We start from the raw sequence: 17,681 nt of genomic DNA, 5'->3' as shown, positions 1-17,681 counted from the left end.
AGAACGGCCAATGGGGTGACTTGGTTACGCCGCACGTGGCATACGGGGGACGAACATGGAATGGCGGCCCGGTTACGGGGTAACCAGGCCGCTTCTTCCGTACGTCCGTCAGTCAGCCGGTCACTTGACCGCGCCCGCCATCACACCGGAGACGAACTGCCGCTGGAAGGCGAAGAACACCGCCAGAGGAATGATCATCGACACGAACGCACCGGGCGCGAGCACGTCGATGTTGTTGCCGAACTGCCGTACCTGCCGCTGGAGCGCCACGGTGATCGGCGCGCTGTCGGAGTCCGCGAAGATCAACGCGACCAGCATGTCGTTCCACACCCACAGGAACTGGAAGATGCCGAGCGAGGCGATCGCCGGGCCGCCCAGCGGCATGACCACCCGGGTGAAGAGCCGGATCTCACCGGCGCCGTCGAGCCGGGCAGCCTCCAGCAGCTCGCGGGGGATCTCCGCGAAGAAGTTCCGCAACAGGAAGATCGCGAAGGGCAGGCCGAAGGCGACATGGAAGAGGACCACGCCGATCGTCGTCTCGAAGATGCCGATCACGCCGAAGAGTTCGGAGACGGGCACCAGAGCGACCTGCACGGGGACCACCAGCAGACCGACGACGACCATGAACCACCAGTCACGTCCGGGGAACTCCATCCACGCGAACGCGTATCCGGCGAGGGCGCCGATGACCACGACCAGCACGGTGGCCGGGACGGTGATCATCACCGTGGAGAAGAGGGAGTCGGTGATCGCCTCGTTCTCCAGCAGACGTGAGTAGTTCTCCGTGGTGATCCGGGCCGGGGCAGTGAACACCTTCCACCAGCCGCTGGCCGCGATGTCGCCGCTGTCGCGCAGCGACGAGAGCAGCAGGCCGACGGTCGGCATGAGCCAGAACAGCGCCGCCAGGACCAGGAAGACACGCAGCACACCACCGCCGGTGCGGGCGGCGATCCGGGTGGCGAGGGAGTGCTTGGCCTTGACCTCGGAGCCTGCCGTGGCGTCGGTCTTCGCCGTGGCGTCGGTCGCGCTCATTGCCGGGTCTCCCTTCGCATCCTGCGGATGTTGAAGAACATCACCGGCAGCACCAGCAGCAGGAGCAGCACCGCGATCGCACTGCCCAGACCGAGGTCAGCGTCGGTGCCGAACGACGACCGGTACAGCTGGAGCGCGAGGACGTTCGCGTCGTCCTGGGACGAGCCCGGCGCGATGATGAAGACCAGGTCGAAGATCTTCAGCACATTGATCATCAGCGTCACCAGGACGACCGCGAGCACCGGCGCCAGCAGCGGCACCGTGATCCGTCGGAACACCTGCCATTCGTTCGCGCCGTCGACCCGCGCCGCCTCCATGAGTTCGCGCGGCACGCTCGCCAGCCCCGCCGCGATCAGCACCATCGCGAACCCCGCCCACATCCACACGTAGCTGCCGATGATCGCCGGCGTGACCAGGTTCGGGCCGAGCCAGTTGACGCCGTTGTACGGCTCCCGGAAGTTGTCGGCGGGAAGCCGCAGCAGCGCGCCGTCCGCGGAGGCCGGCAGGGTGAACGTGCCGTCGGCCCCGGCGCGGGCCTCGGCGACCACCTTGCCGTCCTTGACCGCCTCCACCTCGATGCCCTTGAGGCCGAGTTCCTTGGTGTCGACGACGTTCGGCTTGCCGCCGCCGCCCCGGGTGAAGTCCAGCCAGGCCGTCCCGTGGATCTTCCCGTCGCCGGGCTCCGCCGTCTTGGCCGGCTGCGCATCGGACGGCATCTTCGCGGGCGCCACACCGACCAGGGGTATCCGCACGGGAGTTCCGGCCGAGACCGGCTCCTTGGTGATGAACGCACCGCCCCCGGCGGCCTCCAGCGGATGCACCGGCAGTGGGCGGGCCCGGGGGAAGCCGGCCGACTCGGCGAACGTGTCGTGCACGCCCACCCAGACCGCGTTGGCCACCCCGCGCTCCGGGTCCTGCTCGTACACGAGCCGGAAGATGATGCCCGCGGCGAGCATCGAGATCGCCATCGGCATGAAGACGATCAGCTTGAACGCGGTTCCCCAGCGGACCCGTTCGGTGAGCACCGCGAAGATCAGACCGAGCGCCGTGGAGACGGTCGGTGCGACCACGACCCAGATCGCGTTGTTCTTGACCGCGGTCAGGATCGTGTCGTCGGTGAAGATCTCCACATAGTTGCCGAGCCCGGCGAAGCCGCCGCCCGACTGGTCGAAGAAGGACCGGTAGAGGGAGTACCCGATCGGGTAGACCACGAGCGCGCCCAGCAGCACCAGCGCGGGCAGCAGAAAGCCGGCCGCCACGATTTTACGTGTGCCTGTCACGCTCTTGCGCTTGTCGGCGGGGGGCGCCGGACGGGCCGGGCCCCCCGCGGTGACGGGCGGCACGGCGTCAGCTCTTGAACGCCTTGGCCGCCTCGGCCTCCAGCTTCTGCTGGGTGCCCGCGACATCCTTGGGGTTCTTCAGGAAGTCCTGCAGGATCTTCCACTCGCCCTTGCCGGGCGTCCCGCCGAACGACTGCGGCATCTGGTCCGACATGTCGAAGCGGAAGTCGTCACCCGACGCGATCAACGCCTTCGCGATGTCACGCTGCACGTCGTTCGGATACGCGGCCACGTCCAGCGCCTTGTTCGGCGAGAGGAATCCACCGGCCGCCGCCTGGATCGCCGCGGCGTCGGGCGACGCCAGGAAGGTCAGCAGCGCCTGGGCTCCCTTGCTGTCCTTCAGCGCCACCGCCGCGTCGCCGCCGGTCACCACCGGCGGCTTCGCGCCGACGGCCGGGAACGGGAACACCTTGGCGTCCGTACCGATCTTGGCGTCGGTCTGCGCGATGTTGACGGTCACGAAGTCGCCCTCGAAGACCATCGCGGCCTTCGGAGCGTCACCGCCGGTGAAGGTCTGGGTGACGGACGCGGGGAACTCCGTCTGGAGCGCGCCGTCCGTGCCGCCCGCGATCAGGTTCGGCTTGCCGAACAGCTCGCCGAGCGTGGTCAGGGCGTCCTTCACCGACGGGTCGGTCCACTTGATCTCGTGCTTGGCGAGCTGGTCGTACTTCTCGGGACCGGCCTGGGAGAGGTAGATGTTCTCGAACCAGTCGGTGAGGACCCAGCCGTCGGCGCCCGCGACGGAGACCGGCGTCACGCCCGACGCGGAGATCGTCTCCGCCGTCGACAGGAAGTCCTTCCAGGTCTTCGGCTCCGTCGCCCCCGCGTTCTCGAAGACCGTGTTGTTGTACCAGATCAGGGACTTGTTGGCGGCCTTGTAGTACACGCCGTACTGCTCGCCGTCGACGGCCCCGAGGTCCTGCCAGCCCTTCGAGTAGTTCTTCTCCAGCTGCGCCTTGGCCTCAGGACCGACGGGCTTGGCCCACTTGCGCGCCACCGCCTGCTCGATCGCACCGACCTGAGGCAGCATCGCCACGTCCGGCGGGCTGCCGCCGGCGATCTTCGTGCCGAGGAAGTTGACGATCGGGTCCTGCGCGGGGACGAAGGTGACCGTCGCGCCGGTGCGCTTCTCGAACTCGTCCAGGACCTTGGTGAAGTTCTCCTGCTCGGGGCCGCTCCAGACGGCGGCGACCTCGATCTTCTCGCCGTTCAGCTTCGGCAGCTGGACCGATGCGGGCGACTCGCTGCCCTGCGCCGGACCGCCGTCACCCGGCTCGCCGCCGTCCTTGTCACCGCCGCATCCGGTGAGGGCGAGGGCGCCGATCGCGGCGAACACCACTGCGGCCCTGCTCGTACGAAGAGTTCTGCGCATCACTGCCCCGTCTCTCCTGTGCGCTGCTGTCCCTGACCTGTCGCGCCTTGCGACAGGTCTACGCCCGCGCTACGGGTGCCGCAATACCGCCCCCGGCGACTATCACTCTTTCGTGATGCCCTCGTGACGTGATGTCAGGTCAAACGGAGGCAGCGCAGTTGCACAGGCCGGTGCTCATGGGCAAGCCCGTCAGGGATGGGCCGGCGCCAGCGGAGGGACGGGCGCCGCGTCCACCGAGCGCGCGGCCCGCTCCAGCGCACTGGCCAGCAGCGCCAGGTCGGTCGGGCCGTTGCCCAGCTCACGGACGGGACGGCGGGTGGGCGGATCGCCCATCCGCTCCCACTCGAGCGGGACCACGGTGGGCCGCGAAGTCGCCGTACGCGGTATGCGTCCGGTGACCCGGCCGCTCTGGAACGCGGTCACCCGCCCGTCCGGATGCCCCAGCCTGCCCCGGCCCGGGGCCGGGTCGTCAGGCCCGGGCGCGACCGGCGGTGACTCCAGGACGACCCGCAGGCGCGCACCCTCGGCCAGCAGCGTGTCCGCGGTGCGGTCGGGGCGGGACGAGGTCGCCACGAGATGGACGCCGAGCCGCCCGCCGTCCCTGGCCACCGCTTCCAGCGCCCGTACGACGGAACCGGCCGCCGGCCGGCCCGGGCTGCCCAGCGCCGGGGCCACCAGCGCATCGAAGTCGTCGACCAGCACCACCAGGCGCGGCAGCGGGTCCGGCTCCTGGCTCCTCGTACGCCCCCCGGGCCGGAGCCTGAGGGTCCCCGACGAGGGCGAGTCCAGATCACCTCGCTGCTCTGCGGCGCTCGGCGGGCGCTGGCCCACCATCCGCTCGGCGACCTCGCGCCGGGTCCGCCACTCGGCGAAGTCCCGGGCGCCCGCCTCGTCCAGCAGGGCCGCCCGGCGCTTCAGCTCCGCGCCGAGCGACTGCGCGAACGCCCGCATCCGCACCGGATCGTTCGCCACCAGGTGTTCGGTCACATGCGGCAGCTCCGTGCAGACCGTCAGACCCTCGCCGCGCTCCCCGCCCGCGCCGTCGACCAGCAGCAGCCCGAGCCGGTCCGGGCGGCCCGCCGCCGCCAGGGACGCGGCGACCGAGCGGAGCAGCTCCGTACGTCCGCTGCCTGCGGGGCCCTCGATCAGGAGATGCGGGCCCTCCTGTGCCAGGTCGACGGACAGTGGCCCCCGGGGGCCGGCGCCGAGGACCACGGTGCCGTCGCAGGCCGACGCCCAGCGCGCCATCAGCGACGCCGGGGTGGCCCGCGCCAATTCCAGTTCGTCCAGCAGCCGCGCGGACTGCGGCAGTACGGCCGCCCTGCCGGTGTGCACGCTCGAGCCCTCCGCGCGCAGCGGGGCCAGCGCCCGTCCGAAGCGCTCCGCCCAGGCGGCGGACACCGCGTCCACCACGCCCACCGTGCCGTGGCCCGCCGGCTGCCCGCCGGCCACCCGCATCAGCCGCAGGGCGGTCGCCACGTCCCCGCTCAGCAGGGCGACGGCACCGCACTCCCGGAACGGCAGCGACACCGCGCAGGCCGACTCGTAGGTCGCGGCGACAGGGGAGAGGGGGGAGGCCGCGGCCGTCTCCGCGAGACAGATCACATGGATGCCGGAGGCCTGGCCGGCACCGGCCAGTCGGGCCGTCGTCTCACGCAGCGCGGCGGAGCCCGGATCCCCGTCGACGATCACCACGGTGCGCGGGCCCTCGTGCCGGTCGGCCGCCTCCGTGACGGCCCGGCGGTCTGCGCTCGGCCAGCCGGCGCCGAGCGGGCCGTCGTCCAGCCGGCGCATCAGCTCCGCGGCGCGGGCGGTGGCCTGGTCCCGGTCGTACGCGAGCAGCAGCCGGCAGTCCTGGCCGTGCGCCGGGCGAAGATGCGGCAGCCAGCCAAGCCAGGCCCACTCGCTCCTGCGCTCCTCGAGGGGGCGGGTGCGGTCCGCGCTGATCAGCACGATCTCCAGGTCGCCGGGGGAGTGCAGGGCGGCGAGCTGGGCCACGGCGGACCTGGCGAGGCCCGCGAGCCGCGCACGCGGGCCGGCGAGCCCGAGCGAACCGGCCTCCTTCAGGGCGACGGTCACGGGCACGGACGGCAGCTCCGCACGGTCCGCCGTACCGAGCCTGAGGACGAGCGACTCCGGATGCTCCGGGCCCCTCTCCCACAACCTGGGTCCGGGGCCGAGGGCGGTGAGGAGTACGGCCGCCGGATCCGGCCAGCTCGCCACGGCGGGCGCGGCCGTCTGCATCGCGGGCCGGCCCGTGCCGGCCTCCTCGAGTGCCGCCCCGCCCCGCCCGCCGGCGAGGCGGCGCGCCCAGGCCCCTATGCCCCGCCTGCGCGACTCCTGCCGCGGTCCCGGGTCCCCGGGACCGTACTCCGCGGCCTGTATGTGATGCGTCTCTCCGGCGCCGGCCTGCCCACGCCCCACGCGCGCCCGGCCGGCGGGGTCGTACGCCGCGGTGCCGCCGGGCCCCGGGTGGCCTGCGCCGGTGCCAGGCGCGCCCGGCCCGGTGGCCGCCCGGCCTGCGGGGCCGTACGGCACGTGTGCGCCACCCGAGGTGGGTGGCTGCGCTCCGGCGTGGTCAGGGGCTTGGGGCCAGGGGTCGTTCTGCGGACGGGTGGGCGTCGCCCGGTCCGCGGGGCCGTACGCCTCGCCCACTGCGGCAGGCGGCTCGGCCGTTCCTGTCGTCGTGGCCGCCCAGCCCGGTACGCCCGACGGGTCGGCGGCCCGGTGGACCGAGCCCTCGTCCGTGTCCGAGCGGCCGGCGTGGGGGGCTGCCCGGTCGGCCGGTCCGGCCGACCGGGGCAGGTGGGCCGCACCGTCGGCCCCGGTCGGACTCCCGCTGCCCGGGACGCGGAGGTGGCCTTCGCCGTCGGGGGCCGTGGGCAGAGCGGGGGGCGGAGATCCGGGGGCGAGACGGAGGGTCGACTCGCCGAGGCGCAGCAGCGCGCCCGCCGGCAGGCGGACGGGGCGGCTGCCCACGGACGTGCCGTCGACCGTCGTGCCGTTGGTGGAGCCGAGGTCGGTCACGGTGACCCGGCCGTCGCCCGCGACCGTCACCTCACAGTGCAGCCGGGACACGTCCGGGTCGTCCAGCGGCACATCCGCGTCGGCGGACCGGCCGATGCTTATCCGGCCGCCGTGCAGCAGATGGACGCCGCCCGCGTCGGGCCCGGCGACCACGTGGAGCCGGGCGGAGACGTCGCTCCCGTGTGGCTCGTCGTCGGCCGGCGTCTGGAGGGAAAGCACCGCGCCGTCGACCAGTGGCGGTTCGCCCAGGGTGCGTCTCTGGGGGTCGAGCCGCTCCTGTCCCGCGTAGAGGACGACGGCCCCGGAGACGTCGGGGCCGGAGACGGCTGCGGCGAGGCCGGAGGCGACGGCGGCGAGCGCCGTGCCCGCGGGCGCGGTCACGATCACGTCGCAGGGACGCCCGGCGGGCGCGGACTGTCCGCGCGGCGCGAGAACAGTCAGCCGGATCTGCATCGCCGTCAGCCATCCCTTCTGCGCGGGGTGCCCGGCAGGGGAGCCGCCCAGATCGCCCCCACCCGGCAGGTCGGCACGGACGAGGGTCTCCCTCCCCACGGCTCCGTGCTGAGGGCATCCTCGCATCCGCCGCCGACAACACGCCCGCCGACCACCCATAAGTGATCATGACCCGGCGGCAGGGGTAACAGATCCGGACAGAAAAGAGCCTGGTGGTATCCCGTAGAAGTCATCCTGCGGAATACGGACGGGAGGGATCGTGGTGTTCACCGCACGCGGACCCGGCAACCATCCGTACGATGCCCGCGTCTGTCCCTCGAACAGGAGCGACAGGAGAGACACCCCCTAAAGTGGGTCGGACAACCCGGCGGACCGGCAATCGTCCGGCGGACCGGGCCATGTGAGGATCACGATCAGCAGGGAGCGCATGACGTGCGGCCGGTAGGCAGCAAGTACCTGCTCGAGGAGCCGCTGGGGCGCGGCGCCACGGGCACCGTCTGGCGAGCCCGTCAGAGGGAGACCGCGGGCGCGGAGGCGGCCGTCGCGGGACAGCCCGGTGAGACCGTCGCGATCAAGGTCCTCAAGGAGGAGCTCGCGAACGACGCGGATGTGGTGATGCGTTTCCTCCGGGAGCGCTCGGTCCTGCTCCGTCTCACGCACCCGAACATCGTCCGTACCCGCGACCTCGTCGTCGAGGGAGACCTCCTCGCCCTCGTGATGGACCTGGTCGACGGCCCCGACCTGCACCGCTATCTGCGCGAGAACGGTCCGCTCAGCCCGGTCGCCGCGTCGCTGATGACCGCCCAGATCGCGGACGCGCTCGCGTCCAGCCACGCCGACGGCGTCGTCCACCGCGACCTGAAGCCGGCGAACGTGCTGCTCAAGACCGACGCCGACGGCCAGATGCACCCGATGCTGACCGACTTCGGCATCGCGCGCCTCGCCGATTCCCCGGGCCTGACCAGGACCCACGAGTTCGTCGGGACCCCCGCGTACGTCGCTCCGGAGTCCGCGGAGGGCCGCCCGCAGACCTCGGCGGTAGACATCTACGGCGCCGGCATCCTGCTCTACGAGCTGGTCACCGGACGGCCCCCGTTCGCGGGCGGTACGGCGCTGGAGGTGCTGCACCGCCATCTCAGCGAGGAGCCCCGGCGCCCCACCACGGTCCCCGAGCCGCTGTGGACCGTCATAGAGCGCTGCCTGCGCAAGGAGCCCTCCGAGCGTCCCAGTGCCCAGAACCTCGCCCGTGGTCTGCGCACGGTCGCCGCGGGCATCGGGGTGCACTCGAACGCCGCACAGGTCGATGCCGCACTCGGTGTCGGCGCGCTGCTGGCGCCGGATCCGGCCCCGGCGCCGGTTCCCGGCGCGCCGGGAGCCTCTGACGCGACGCAGGTCCTGCCGAACACCGGCGGGGGAAGCGGCAGCTCGGCGTACGACCCGGCGGCCGCCACCAGCGTCATGCCGCACACCGGGCAGCCCGGCGGCACGGCCGACCCGACCGCCGTCATGCCGCCCGTACCGCCGGGGCAGCCGGCCCCGGAGGAGCCGCACCCGTGGCAGACCCAGCTCCGTGCCGCCCGGGACCGCAACGAGCAGACGCAGGTCCAGTACCTCGACCCGAGTCAGGACCCGCTGCGCCGCCGTCCGCAGCGCCAGGCCCCGCAGCAGCCGCAGCAGCGGCCGCCGCAGCGCCCCCAGCCGCAGCCGTATGCGCCGGCGCCCCAGCAGCGCGGGCAGTACGCCCCGCAGCGGTACGCGCCCCCGCAGGCGCCGCCGCCCCAGCAGCCGCCCGCGCAGCGTCCGCCCCGCCAGCCGAGGCAGCGCGCGAACCCGATGCGCATCCCCGGGCTGGGTTGCCTCAAGGGCTGCTTGTTCTCGGTGCTGCTGCTCATCGTGGCCGGCTGGCTGATCTGGGAGCTCACCCCGCTCCAGGACTGGGTCGCGCAGGGCAAGGGCTACTGGGACGCGATCGGCGACGGCATTTCGACGGTCACGAACTGGATCTCTGAGCTCGGCGAGGCGAAGGACACAGCCGACCGAATCGGTAACCAGCAGTAACTCTGTCGTTTTGTCGACTTCTGCGGGTCGACTTATCCCGCAGAAGTGGAGGTTGGTGTCATCCGGGGCACACAGCACCCGGATGCCCGCGTACGTTGTGGGGCAACGCCAGCCGCTGAGGGAGCAGTCTTGGCACGGAATATCGGCAGCCGGTACACGGCCCACCAGATCCTGGGGCGGGGGAGCGCCGGCACTGTGTGGCTCGGTGAAGGACCCGAGGGGCCCGTCGCCATCAAGCTTCTTCGTGAGGACCTAGCCTCCGACCAGGAGCTCGTCGGACGCTTCGTCCAGGAGCGCACCGCCCTGCTCGGGCTCGACCACCCCAGGGTCGTCGGCGTCCGCGACCTCGTCGTCGACGGCAACGACCTCGCACTGGTCATGCAGCTCGTGCGCGGCACCGATCTGCGCACGCGTCTGGACCGAGAACGCCGCCTCGCACCGGAGGCCGCGGTCGCCATCATCGCGGACGTCGCCGACGGCCTTGCGGCCGCCCATGCGGCGGGCGTCGTGCACCGGGACGTGAAGCCCGAAAACATCCTGCTCGACATGGAGGGCCCACTCGGGCCCGCCGGCTCGCACCCCGCGCTGCTCACCGACTTCGGCGTCGCCAAGCTGATCGACACCCCGCGCCGCACCAAGGCGCAGCGCCCCGCCGGCGCCGCCGCGCCGAACCCGTCGGGGATCATCGGCACCCCCGACTACATCGCCCCCGAGATCGTGGAGGGCCTGCCGCCCCGTGCGGCAGTCGACATCTACGCGCTGGCGACGGTCCTCTACGAGCTGCTGGCCGGCTTCACCCCCTTCGGCGGCGGGCACCCGGGCGCGGTCCTGCGGCGCCACGTCACGGAGACCGTGGTGCCGCTTCCCGGCATCCCCGACGAGCTCTGGCAGCTCATCGTCCAGTGCCTGGCGAAGGCACCGGCCTCCCGGCTGCGCGCCTCCGAGGTGGCGTCCCGGCTGCACGACCTGCTGCCGACGCTCGCGGGCATCCCGCCCCTGGAGGTCGACGAGCCCGATGCGGAGCCGTCGGCCGAGCCGTACGAGGACGTCGCGGCGCCCGTCCCCGGCGCGCCGCGCCGCCGTGGTGCCGTGCCGCTGGTCCCGGGTGCCGCGCCGGCCGACTCCAACCGTGACACCCATACCTCGATGCGGGTCCCCGCCCCCGACGAGCTCGCGGGCGGCGCCCACGGCACGGCAAGGGCGCCGCGCACGCCCGGGCAGCGCCGGCCGGGCTCGGCCCGGAACCGGTCCACCGCAGTGCGCAGGCGGCGCATCACTCTCGGTGTCGTCGCTCTCGCCGTGGCCGCGGCGGTCGGCGTCGGCGGCTGGCTGGCCACCAGCGGCGACGACGGCGAGGCACCGCCCCGGGACAACCGTCAGTCGGCACCCTCCGAGCCCTAGGGCTTTCCCCGGGGCGCCGGGGGCAGCACTGGTCCGTTCGCCCAGCCGTTACGCTGGACCCGTGGCAGTCGTCGATGTATCCGAAGAGCTGAAGTCCCTTTCCTCGACCATGGGGTCGATCGAGGCCGTTCTGGACCTCGACAGGATGAGGGCAGACATCGCCGTGCTCGAGGAGCAGGCGGCGGCACCGTCCCTGTGGGACGACCCCGATGCGGCGCAGAAGATCACCAGCAAGCTCTCGCACCTGCAGGCCGAGGTCCGCAAGACCGAGGCGCTCCGGGGTCGTATCGACGACCTCGAGGTGCTCTTCGAGCTGGCAGAGGCAGAGGACGACCCGGACACCCGGGCCGAGGCCGAGACCGAGCTGGAAGCGGTGCGGAAGGCGCTGGACGAGATGGAGGTCCGCACCCTCCTGTCCGGTGAGTACGACGAGCGCGAGGCGCTGGTCAACATCCGCGCCGAGGCGGGCGGCGTCGACGCCGCCGACTTCGCCGAGCAGCTCCAGCGCATGTACCTGCGCTGGGCCGAGCGGCACAACTACGGCACCGAGGTCTACGAGACGTCCTACGCGGAGGAGGCCGGCATCAAGTCGACCACCTTCGTCGTCAAGGCGCCGTACGCGTACGGCACGCTCTCCGTCGAGCAGGGCACGCACCGGCTGGTGCGCATCTCGCCCTTCGACAACCAGGGCCGCCGCCAGACGTCGTTCGCGGGTGTCGAGGTGCTGCCGGTCGTCGAGAAGACCGACCACGTCGAGATCGACGAGTCCGAGCTCCGCGTGGACGTGTACCGCGCATCGGGCCCCGGCGGCCAGGGCGTCAACACCACCGACTCGGCGGTGCGTCTGACGCACGTCCCGACGGGCATCGTCGTCTCCTGCCAGAACGAGCGCTCCCAGATCCAGAACAAGGCGAGCGCGATGAACGTCCTGCAGGCGAAGCTCCTCGAGCGCCGCCGTCAGGAGGAGCAGGCCAAGATGGACGCCCTCAAGGGCGACGGCGGCAACTCCTGGGGCAACCAGATGCGTTCGTACGTGTTGCACCCGTACCAGATGGTCAAGGACCTGCGGACCGAGTTCGAGGTGGGCAACCCGCAGTCCGTGCTCGACGGTGAGATCGACGGTTTCCTCGAGGCGGGAATTCGCTGGCGCAAGCAGCGGGAGAAGTAGCGAAGCGCTTTGTCGACAAGGTAACTGCCGCCCGCAGGGCGGCAGTTACCTTTTATGTCACAGTTGCATGCCCGCAGGTCAGGCAACTGACGGTATTTCGGACATCGCGTCCGCTAACGACCTTGACGTGCTTTCGAAAACTGGGAAGGCTGACGCGCGGCATGCGTGTTTGTGGGGCGTGTGCGAACGGGGGCGAAGCGCAACAGCTCCCGGATCCGCTGCCCCTGACGCTGCTCCATTGACAAGACAGCTACTGGGGGTAGCAGTTACATGACGAAGAAGACGCGGATCCGGGTCGCGCGCATCGCCGCCGGCGCAGTGATCGCCGCGGGTGCGTCGTTGACCGCCGCCGGCGCGGCGCAGGCCTTCGACCTGACCGGCGAGGCCGAGGTCGCCGACATCGGCGTCGAGGTCAGCATCAACAACGACGACGACCCGGGTGAGGACTGCGAGCTCATCCCGACGCTCTGCGAGCCGGGTGACCCCGGTGACCCCGGTGACCCGGGCGACCCGGGCGACCCGGGTGACCCGGGCGACCCCGGTGACCCGGGCGACCCGGGCGACCCCGGTAACCCGGGCGACCCCGGCGACCCCGGTAACCCGGGCGACCCCGGCGACCCCGGTAACCCGGGCGACCCCGGCGACCCCGGTAACCCGGGCGACCCCGGCGACCCCGGTAACCCGGGCGACCCCGGCGACCCCGGTAACCCGGGTAACCCGAGCGACCCGGAGGAGCCCGGTGACCCGGAGCAGCCCGGTGGTGGCAACGACAACGACACCGACGGTGGCGACGACGGCGTGATCGACGGCGACGCCCCGGTCGGCTCCGGTGACGGCACCGACACGGACAGTGCCGGCTCACAGCCGGCCCAGCAGGGCGAGGCCAAGGAGGAGCTGGCGGAGACCGGCGCCACCGAGACCACCTTCCTGCTGATCGGCGCCGCGACGATGATCGCCGGTGGCATCGGCTTCCGTATGCTGCCGCGTCTCGTGGGCGGTGGCCGCACCGTCGCCTAAGCGACACGGGCGGTAACGGACGAAGGAAGGGCCCGAGGTGCCGAGCACCTCGGGCCCTTCCGCGTCTCCGGACGACCGCCTACGCGGTCTGCGCCGCCAGGAGGGCCACCGCGGCCACCAGTAGCACCAGCAGGGCCAGCAGAGCCGCCGGGCTCAGGCCGGCGAAGGGCCCGTCCTGCTGCAGCCGTTCACGATTTGCCCGGCAGACCGGGCAGCGGCCTTCGGCGACGGGTGCCGCGCAGTTGGCGCACACCAATCGGTCGTAGGTCATGCGCTCTCCTCCTCCCGCGCGCCGGGCCGCAGGCGCGGACCGCAAGCACATTTCTCTCCCGACAACGCCCAGGGAAACGCGACTGTTCCCCTACCACTGTGCCAGCTCGCGCGCTTTTCGGCGCGGGCCGTCGGATTTGCCCCCGATCCACGAACGGACAAAACGCGCAAGTCAGGGCGGGGACTGCGCGGCCGCGTCGCAGTCGCGTAAGGTCACGCTCACCTACTCCCGGCCGACCGTGGTGCACCCGTGATCCGATTCGACAACGTCTCCAAGACATACCCCAGGCAGAACCGACCTGCCCTGCGCGACGTCTCCCTCGAGATCGAGAAGGGCGAGTTCGTCTTCCTCGTGGGCTCGTCCGGTTCCGGCAAGTCGACGTTCCTGCGGCTGGTGCTGCGTGAGGAGCGCGCCAGCCAGGGCATGGTCCACGTCCTCGGCAAGGACCTGGCCCGGCTCTCCAACTGGAAGGTGCCGCAGATGCGCCGCCAGTTGGGCACCGTCTTCCAGGACTTCCGCCTGCTGCCCAACAAGACCGTCGCGGAGAACGTGGCGTTCGCACAGGAGGTCATCGGCAAGCCGCGTGGTGAGATCCGCAAGGCCGTGCCCCAGGTGCTCGACCTCGTCGGTCTCGGCGGCAAGGAGGACCGGATGCCCGGCGAGCTCTCCGGTGGCGAGCAGCAGCGGGTGGCGATCGCCCGGGCCTTCGTCAACCGCCCCATGCTGCTCATCGCGGACGAGCCGACGGGAAACCTCGACCCGCAGACCTCCGTCGGCATCATGAAGCTGCTCGACAGGATCAACCGCACCGGCACCACCGTGATCATGGCGACCCACGATCAGAACATCGTCGACCAGATGCGCAAGCGCGTCATCGAGCTCGAGAAGGGCCGTCTCGTCCGCGACCAGGCACGTGGCGTCTACGGCTACCAGCACTGAGCCCGGACAGACTGCAAGACTGAAAGGCTGACAGCACGCCATGCGCGCCCAGTTCGTGATGTCGGAGATCGGGGTCGGTCTCCGCCGCAATCTCACGATGACCTTCGCGGTGATCGTCTCCGTAGCCCTCTCACTCGCCCTATTCGGCGGTGCGCTGCTCATGCGCGAGCAGGTCAGCACGATGAAGGACTTCTGGTACGACAAGGTCAACGTCTCCATCTTCCTCTGCAACAAGAACGACGCGGCGACCTCGCCCCAGTGCTCCAAGGGCGCCGTCACCACCCCGCAGAAGGAGCAGATCGAGGCCGATCTGAAGAAGATGGACGTCGTCGACACGGTCCATCACGAGACGGCGGAAGAGGCGTACAAGCACTACCGCGAGCAGTACGGCGACACCCCCATCGCGTCCACGATCACCCCGGACCAGATGCAGGAGTCGTTCCGAGTGAAACTCGACGACCCTGAGAAGTACAAGGTCGTGGCGACCGCGTTCGCCGGCCGTGACGGTGTGCAGTCGGTTCAGGACCAGCGCAACATCCTGGAGAACCTGTTCTCCCTGATGAACGGCATGAACGTCGCCGCGATCTTCGTCATGGGTCTGATGCTGATCATTGCGCTGATGCTCATCGTCAACACCGTGCGCGTTTCGGCGTTCAGCCGTAGGCGTGAGACCGGCATCATGCGGCTCGTCGGTGCCTCGAGCTTCTACATCCAGATGCCGTTCATCATGGAGGCCGCCTTCGCGGGCCTGTTGGGCGGCGTGGTCGCCTCCATGATGCTGCTGGTGGGCCGTTACTTCCTGATCGACCACGGTCTGGCGCTCTCCGAGAAGATGCAGCTGGTCAACTTCATCGGCTGGGACGCCGTGGTCACCAAGTTGCCCCTGGTGCTGGCGATCGGGCTGCTGATGCCCGCCGTGGCCGCTTTCGTCGCATTGCGCAAGTACCTGAAGGTGTGACAAGCGCCCCGGGCGCCGTGCGGGCAACGTCCGTACGGCGCCCTTTGCTTGTCCTAGACTCAACGCCATGTCGGGCCCCGAGTTCAGTCCCCGGCCCCACGGCATCCGCCGCGGGGCTGCCCTGACATTGGTCTTCGGAGTCGTCCTCGCCACGGCCGCGGCCACCAACTGCCTGCCGCACGACGACCACTCCGCACCCGGCCCGCTCTCCGCCCGTGCCGCCGTGGCGACCGTGGACCGCGAGGACGTGGCACGGGCCGCCGCAGAGGCGGCGGCGAAGGGCAAGTCGGGTACGGAGGCGGCCGAGGAGGTCGTCAGTCGCAGCGGCGACCGCTGGGGCGCCGTGTACGACAAGCAGGAGTACGAGGAGTTCCGGAAGGCGCTCGAGGGCGAGTACACCGGCGTCGGTCTGGGCGCGAGACGCACCTCGGAAGGCCGGGTCGAGGTCGCCAGGGTGCAGCCGGACAGTCCCGCGGAGCGGGCCGGGATCAGGGCCGGTGACCGGCTCCTCGCGATCGACGGCAGCGACGTCGCCCGCCGCCCCGTCACGGAGGTCGTGGCGCTGCTCCGCGGCAGCAGCGGCACCGATGTGACCCTGGAGCTGGAGCGGGACGGGCGTCGCTGGTCCCGGACCCTCACGCGGGCCCTGCTGACCACCGAGACCGTCACCGTGGAACGTCTGCCCGACGGCGCCGTGGTGATCAGGGTCTCCTCGTTCACCAAGGGCTCCGGCGAGCGGGTCAGGAAGGCCGTGCGCGAGGCGCCCGCGGGCTCCGGTGTCCTCCTCGATCTGCGGGGCAATGACGGCGGCCTGGTCTCCGAGGCGGTCACAGCCGCATCGGCCTTCCTCGACGGCGGCCTGGTCGCCACGTACGACGTACGCGGCGAGCAGCTGGCCCTCCACGCCCGGCAGGGCGGCGACACCGAGCGGCCCGTCGTCACCCTCGTCGACGCGGGCACCATGAGCGCCGCAGAGCTGGTCACCGGGGCACTCAAGGACCGTGGCCGTGCCGTCACGGTGGGTACCCGCACCTTCGGCAAGGGCTCGGTGCAGATGCCGAGCAAGCTCCCCGACGGATCGGTCGCCGAGCTCACCGTCGGTCACTACCGCACTCCGTCGGGTCACAGTGTGGACGGCAAGGGCATCGCGCCCGACCTGGTGGCGCCCGAGGGCGCGGAAAAACGGGCGCAGACGGTATTGAGTGGCCTCGGAGGTGGGTCGTAGTGCGAAAATGACCGCACTATGGCTAAGGAAACAGGGCGCAAACTGATCGCGCAGAACAAGAAGGCGCGGCACGACTACCACATTCTCGACACCTACGAGTGCGGCCTCGTGCTGATGGGTACCGAGGTGAAGTCGCTGCGTCAGGGGCGGGCCTCGCTGGTCGACGGCTTCGTCCAGATCGACGGCAACGAGGCGTGGCTGCACAACGTCCATGTGCCGGAGTACAGCCAGGGCACCTGGACCAACCACAGCGCCCGCCGCAAGCGGAAGCTGCTGATGCACCGGGTGGAGATCGACAAGCTCCAGTCGAAGTCGCAGGAGACCGGGCACACGATCGTGCCGCTGGCGCTGTACTTCAAGGACGGCCGGGCGAAGGTCGAGATCGCGCTGGCGAAGGGCAAGAAGGAGTACGACAAGCGGCAGACGCTGCGCGAGAAGCAGGACCGCCGCGAGGCGGACCGCGCGGTGTCGGCGGCACGGCGGCGCCAGCGCGGCTGACCGCGGGGAATACGCTGGCATCCGGGTGCGTTGGTCACGTACGATGGCACCTGCCCCGCACGGTGGGGCGCCGCCCCTCAGGGGCTTGAAAAATCAACATGGGGATGATCGGTTTCGACAGCGGATGTCGAAGCAGGGGAAGCGTGTCGAGGAAGCGGCAATGATCTCGTAAACCATATGTCGCAACCAATAATCGCCAACACCAAGCGCGATTCCTTCGCCCTCGCTGCCTAAGTAGCGACTTGCGAAGTGTCAGCCCGGGGCTGTTCCCGACCCGGATCCTGGCATCAGCTAGGGAACTAAACCTCTGAGCCCGGTCACGGGGAGCAGAGGGAAAACAAACAGTGACTGAGCCCGTCGGAGACTTGTCCGCGTGATCTCCGGGGCCGAGAAAATCGCAGCGGACTGCACACGGAGAAGCCCTGATTCTGCACCGTTGGACGCGGGTTCGATTCCCGCCATCTCCACTCATCCCATGTAGGCCTCCGGCCCGCGGAAACATCCGCGGGCCGGAGGCCTTTCCGTCGACGGGCGTCGACAGCAGAGACCGGTCCGCCCGTACGTGCACCAGCGGCCGGCGGCTCAGACGGCGGGCGGTTCCATGCCTGCCCGGCGTCCACGATCGACGGGTTCGGCCGTCACCGGTGCACCGATGGACCGGTCGGTCGTCCTTGCGGCTGCGGAAGGTCTCTTCGGGAACATCGTCTTCGCTGCCGCTTTGGCCAGGACCTTCCCGGCGACGGCTGCGATCTCGCCTGCGTCTTCGACTGCCTGCACGACATGGGTGACCCCGGCGGAGCGCTGTGCTCCAAAGTCGCCGGTGGCGGTCCGGCTACGCGAGGGCCGGGCCGGCCTGGATCCCGTTGAACGCGCTCGCCGACGAAGCCGTATACGTCGGCGGGGGCGACGCGGGCGACGCCGA

At 71.0% G+C, this 17,681-nt stretch carries 13 protein-coding genes and 1 other RNA gene; 9 read left to right on the top strand and 5 right to left on the bottom strand.

Annotated elements, in window-relative coordinates; translation table 11 throughout:
• Positions 1–120: 120 nt before the first annotated feature.
• From IE198_RS29100 to IE198_RS29085, 4 genes are all read right to left on the bottom strand, one after another.
• Positions 121–1,032 carry a carbohydrate ABC transporter permease gene (locus IE198_RS29100; protein ID WP_189891927.1) on the bottom strand — a complete coding sequence of 304 codons (912 nt, stop codon included), beginning with the start codon at positions 1,030–1,032 and terminating at the stop codon, positions 121–123.
• Entirely contained in the window at positions 1,029–2,375 is a 1,347-nt protein-coding gene (locus IE198_RS29095) for a carbohydrate ABC transporter permease (RefSeq protein WP_189891925.1), read from the bottom strand. The genes IE198_RS29100 and IE198_RS29095 overlap by 4 nt, the downstream gene beginning before the upstream one ends.
• 4 nt (positions 2,376–2,379) lie before the next feature.
• Positions 2,380–3,744 (bottom strand): ABC transporter substrate-binding protein, encoded by a 1,365-nt coding sequence (locus IE198_RS29090; RefSeq protein ID WP_189891923.1) that lies wholly within the window; start codon positions 3,742–3,744, stop codon positions 2,380–2,382.
• A 189-nt stretch (positions 3,745–3,933) separates the two neighbouring features.
• On the bottom strand, positions 3,934–7,224 hold the full coding sequence (locus IE198_RS29085; RefSeq protein ID WP_189891986.1) for an FHA domain-containing protein: 3,291 nt from the start codon (positions 7,222–7,224) through the stop codon (positions 3,934–3,936).
• A 432-nt stretch (positions 7,225–7,656) separates the two neighbouring features.
• Here IE198_RS29085 and IE198_RS29080 point away from each other — a divergent pair, with 432 nt between their 5' ends.
• From IE198_RS29080 to IE198_RS29065, 4 genes are all read left to right on the top strand, one after another.
• On the top strand, positions 7,657–9,282 hold the full coding sequence (locus IE198_RS29080) for a serine/threonine-protein kinase (protein ID WP_189891921.1): 1,626 nt from the start codon (positions 7,657–7,659) through the stop codon (positions 9,280–9,282).
• Positions 9,283–9,411: 129 nt separating this feature from the next.
• Complete coding sequence (locus tag IE198_RS29075) at positions 9,412–10,683, top strand: serine/threonine-protein kinase (RefSeq protein ID WP_189891919.1); 1,272 nt, start codon at positions 9,412–9,414, stop codon at positions 10,681–10,683.
• Positions 10,684–10,744: 61 nt separating this feature from the next.
• Positions 10,745–11,851 (top strand): peptide chain release factor 2, encoded by a 1,107-nt coding sequence (gene prfB, locus IE198_RS29070; RefSeq protein WP_189891916.1) that lies wholly within the window; start codon positions 10,745–10,747, stop codon positions 11,849–11,851.
• A 270-nt stretch (positions 11,852–12,121) separates the two neighbouring features.
• Entirely contained in the window at positions 12,122–12,868 is a 747-nt protein-coding gene (locus tag IE198_RS29065) for an LPXTG cell wall anchor domain-containing protein (protein ID WP_189891914.1), read from the top strand.
• A 79-nt stretch (positions 12,869–12,947) separates the two neighbouring features.
• Here the strand turns inward: IE198_RS29065 and IE198_RS29060 are convergent, their stop codons facing one another.
• Positions 12,948–13,139, bottom strand: coding sequence for a hypothetical protein (locus IE198_RS29060; protein WP_189891912.1), 192 nt, complete (start codon positions 13,137–13,139; stop codon positions 12,948–12,950).
• 249 nt (positions 13,140–13,388) lie between these two features.
• Here IE198_RS29060 and ftsE point away from each other — a divergent pair, with 249 nt between their 5' ends.
• The 5 genes from ftsE (at position 13,389) to ssrA (ending at position 17,229) form a co-directional block, all read left to right on the top strand.
• A complete protein-coding gene (gene ftsE, locus IE198_RS29055; protein ID WP_005316903.1) occupies positions 13,389–14,078 on the top strand; it encodes a cell division ATP-binding protein FtsE in 690 nt (229 codons plus the stop codon).
• 40 nt (positions 14,079–14,118) lie between these two features.
• Complete coding sequence (gene ftsX / locus IE198_RS29050) at positions 14,119–15,036, top strand: permease-like cell division protein FtsX (RefSeq protein WP_189891910.1); 918 nt, start codon at positions 14,119–14,121, stop codon at positions 15,034–15,036.
• Between the two features lie 67 nt (positions 15,037–15,103).
• Positions 15,104–16,261: a S41 family peptidase gene (locus IE198_RS29045; RefSeq protein WP_189891908.1), complete on the top strand. Its 1,158-nt coding sequence runs from the start codon at positions 15,104–15,106 to the stop codon at positions 16,259–16,261.
• 18 nt (positions 16,262–16,279) lie between these two features.
• Complete coding sequence (gene smpB, locus IE198_RS29040) at positions 16,280–16,759, top strand: SsrA-binding protein SmpB (RefSeq protein WP_189891906.1); 480 nt, start codon at positions 16,280–16,282, stop codon at positions 16,757–16,759.
• A gap of 100 nt (positions 16,760–16,859) precedes the next feature.
• Positions 16,860–17,229, top strand: a transfer-messenger RNA (tmRNA) gene (gene ssrA, locus IE198_RS29035).
• Positions 17,230–17,681: the final 452 nt, after the last annotated feature.

It is taken from the genome of Streptomyces xantholiticus, from assembly GCF_014651015.1.
GTDB classification, from domain to species: Bacteria; Actinomycetota; Actinomycetes; order Streptomycetales; family Streptomycetaceae; genus Streptomyces; species Streptomyces xantholiticus.
The sequence above is the reverse complement of the archived record's forward strand: the minus strand, read 5'-3'. Positions and strand labels throughout refer to the sequence as shown.

Excerpts from the sequence above, each read along its gene's own strand:
- IE198_RS29100 (WP_189891927.1), bottom strand. The coding sequence starts at position 1,032 with ATGAGCGCGACCGACGCCACGGCGAAGACCGACGCCACGGCAGGCTCC.
- IE198_RS29090 (WP_189891923.1), bottom strand. The coding sequence starts at position 3,744 with ATGCGCAGAACTCTTCGTACGAGCAGGGCCGCAGTGGTGTTCGCCGCG.
- IE198_RS29085 (WP_189891986.1), bottom strand. The coding sequence starts at position 7,224 with ATGCAGATCCGGCTGACTGTTCTCGCGCCGCGCGGACAGTCCGCGCCC.
- IE198_RS29065 (WP_189891914.1), top strand. The coding sequence starts at position 12,122 with ATGACGAAGAAGACGCGGATCCGGGTCGCGCGCATCGCCGCCGGCGCA.
- IE198_RS29060 (WP_189891912.1), bottom strand. The coding sequence starts at position 13,139 with ATGACCTACGACCGATTGGTGTGCGCCAACTGCGCGGCACCCGTCGCC.
- ftsX (WP_189891910.1), top strand. The coding sequence starts at position 14,119 with ATGCGCGCCCAGTTCGTGATGTCGGAGATCGGGGTCGGTCTCCGCCGC.
- IE198_RS29045 (WP_189891908.1), top strand. The coding sequence starts at position 15,104 with ATGTCGGGCCCCGAGTTCAGTCCCCGGCCCCACGGCATCCGCCGCGGG.
- smpB (WP_189891906.1), top strand. The coding sequence starts at position 16,280 with ATGGCTAAGGAAACAGGGCGCAAACTGATCGCGCAGAACAAGAAGGCG.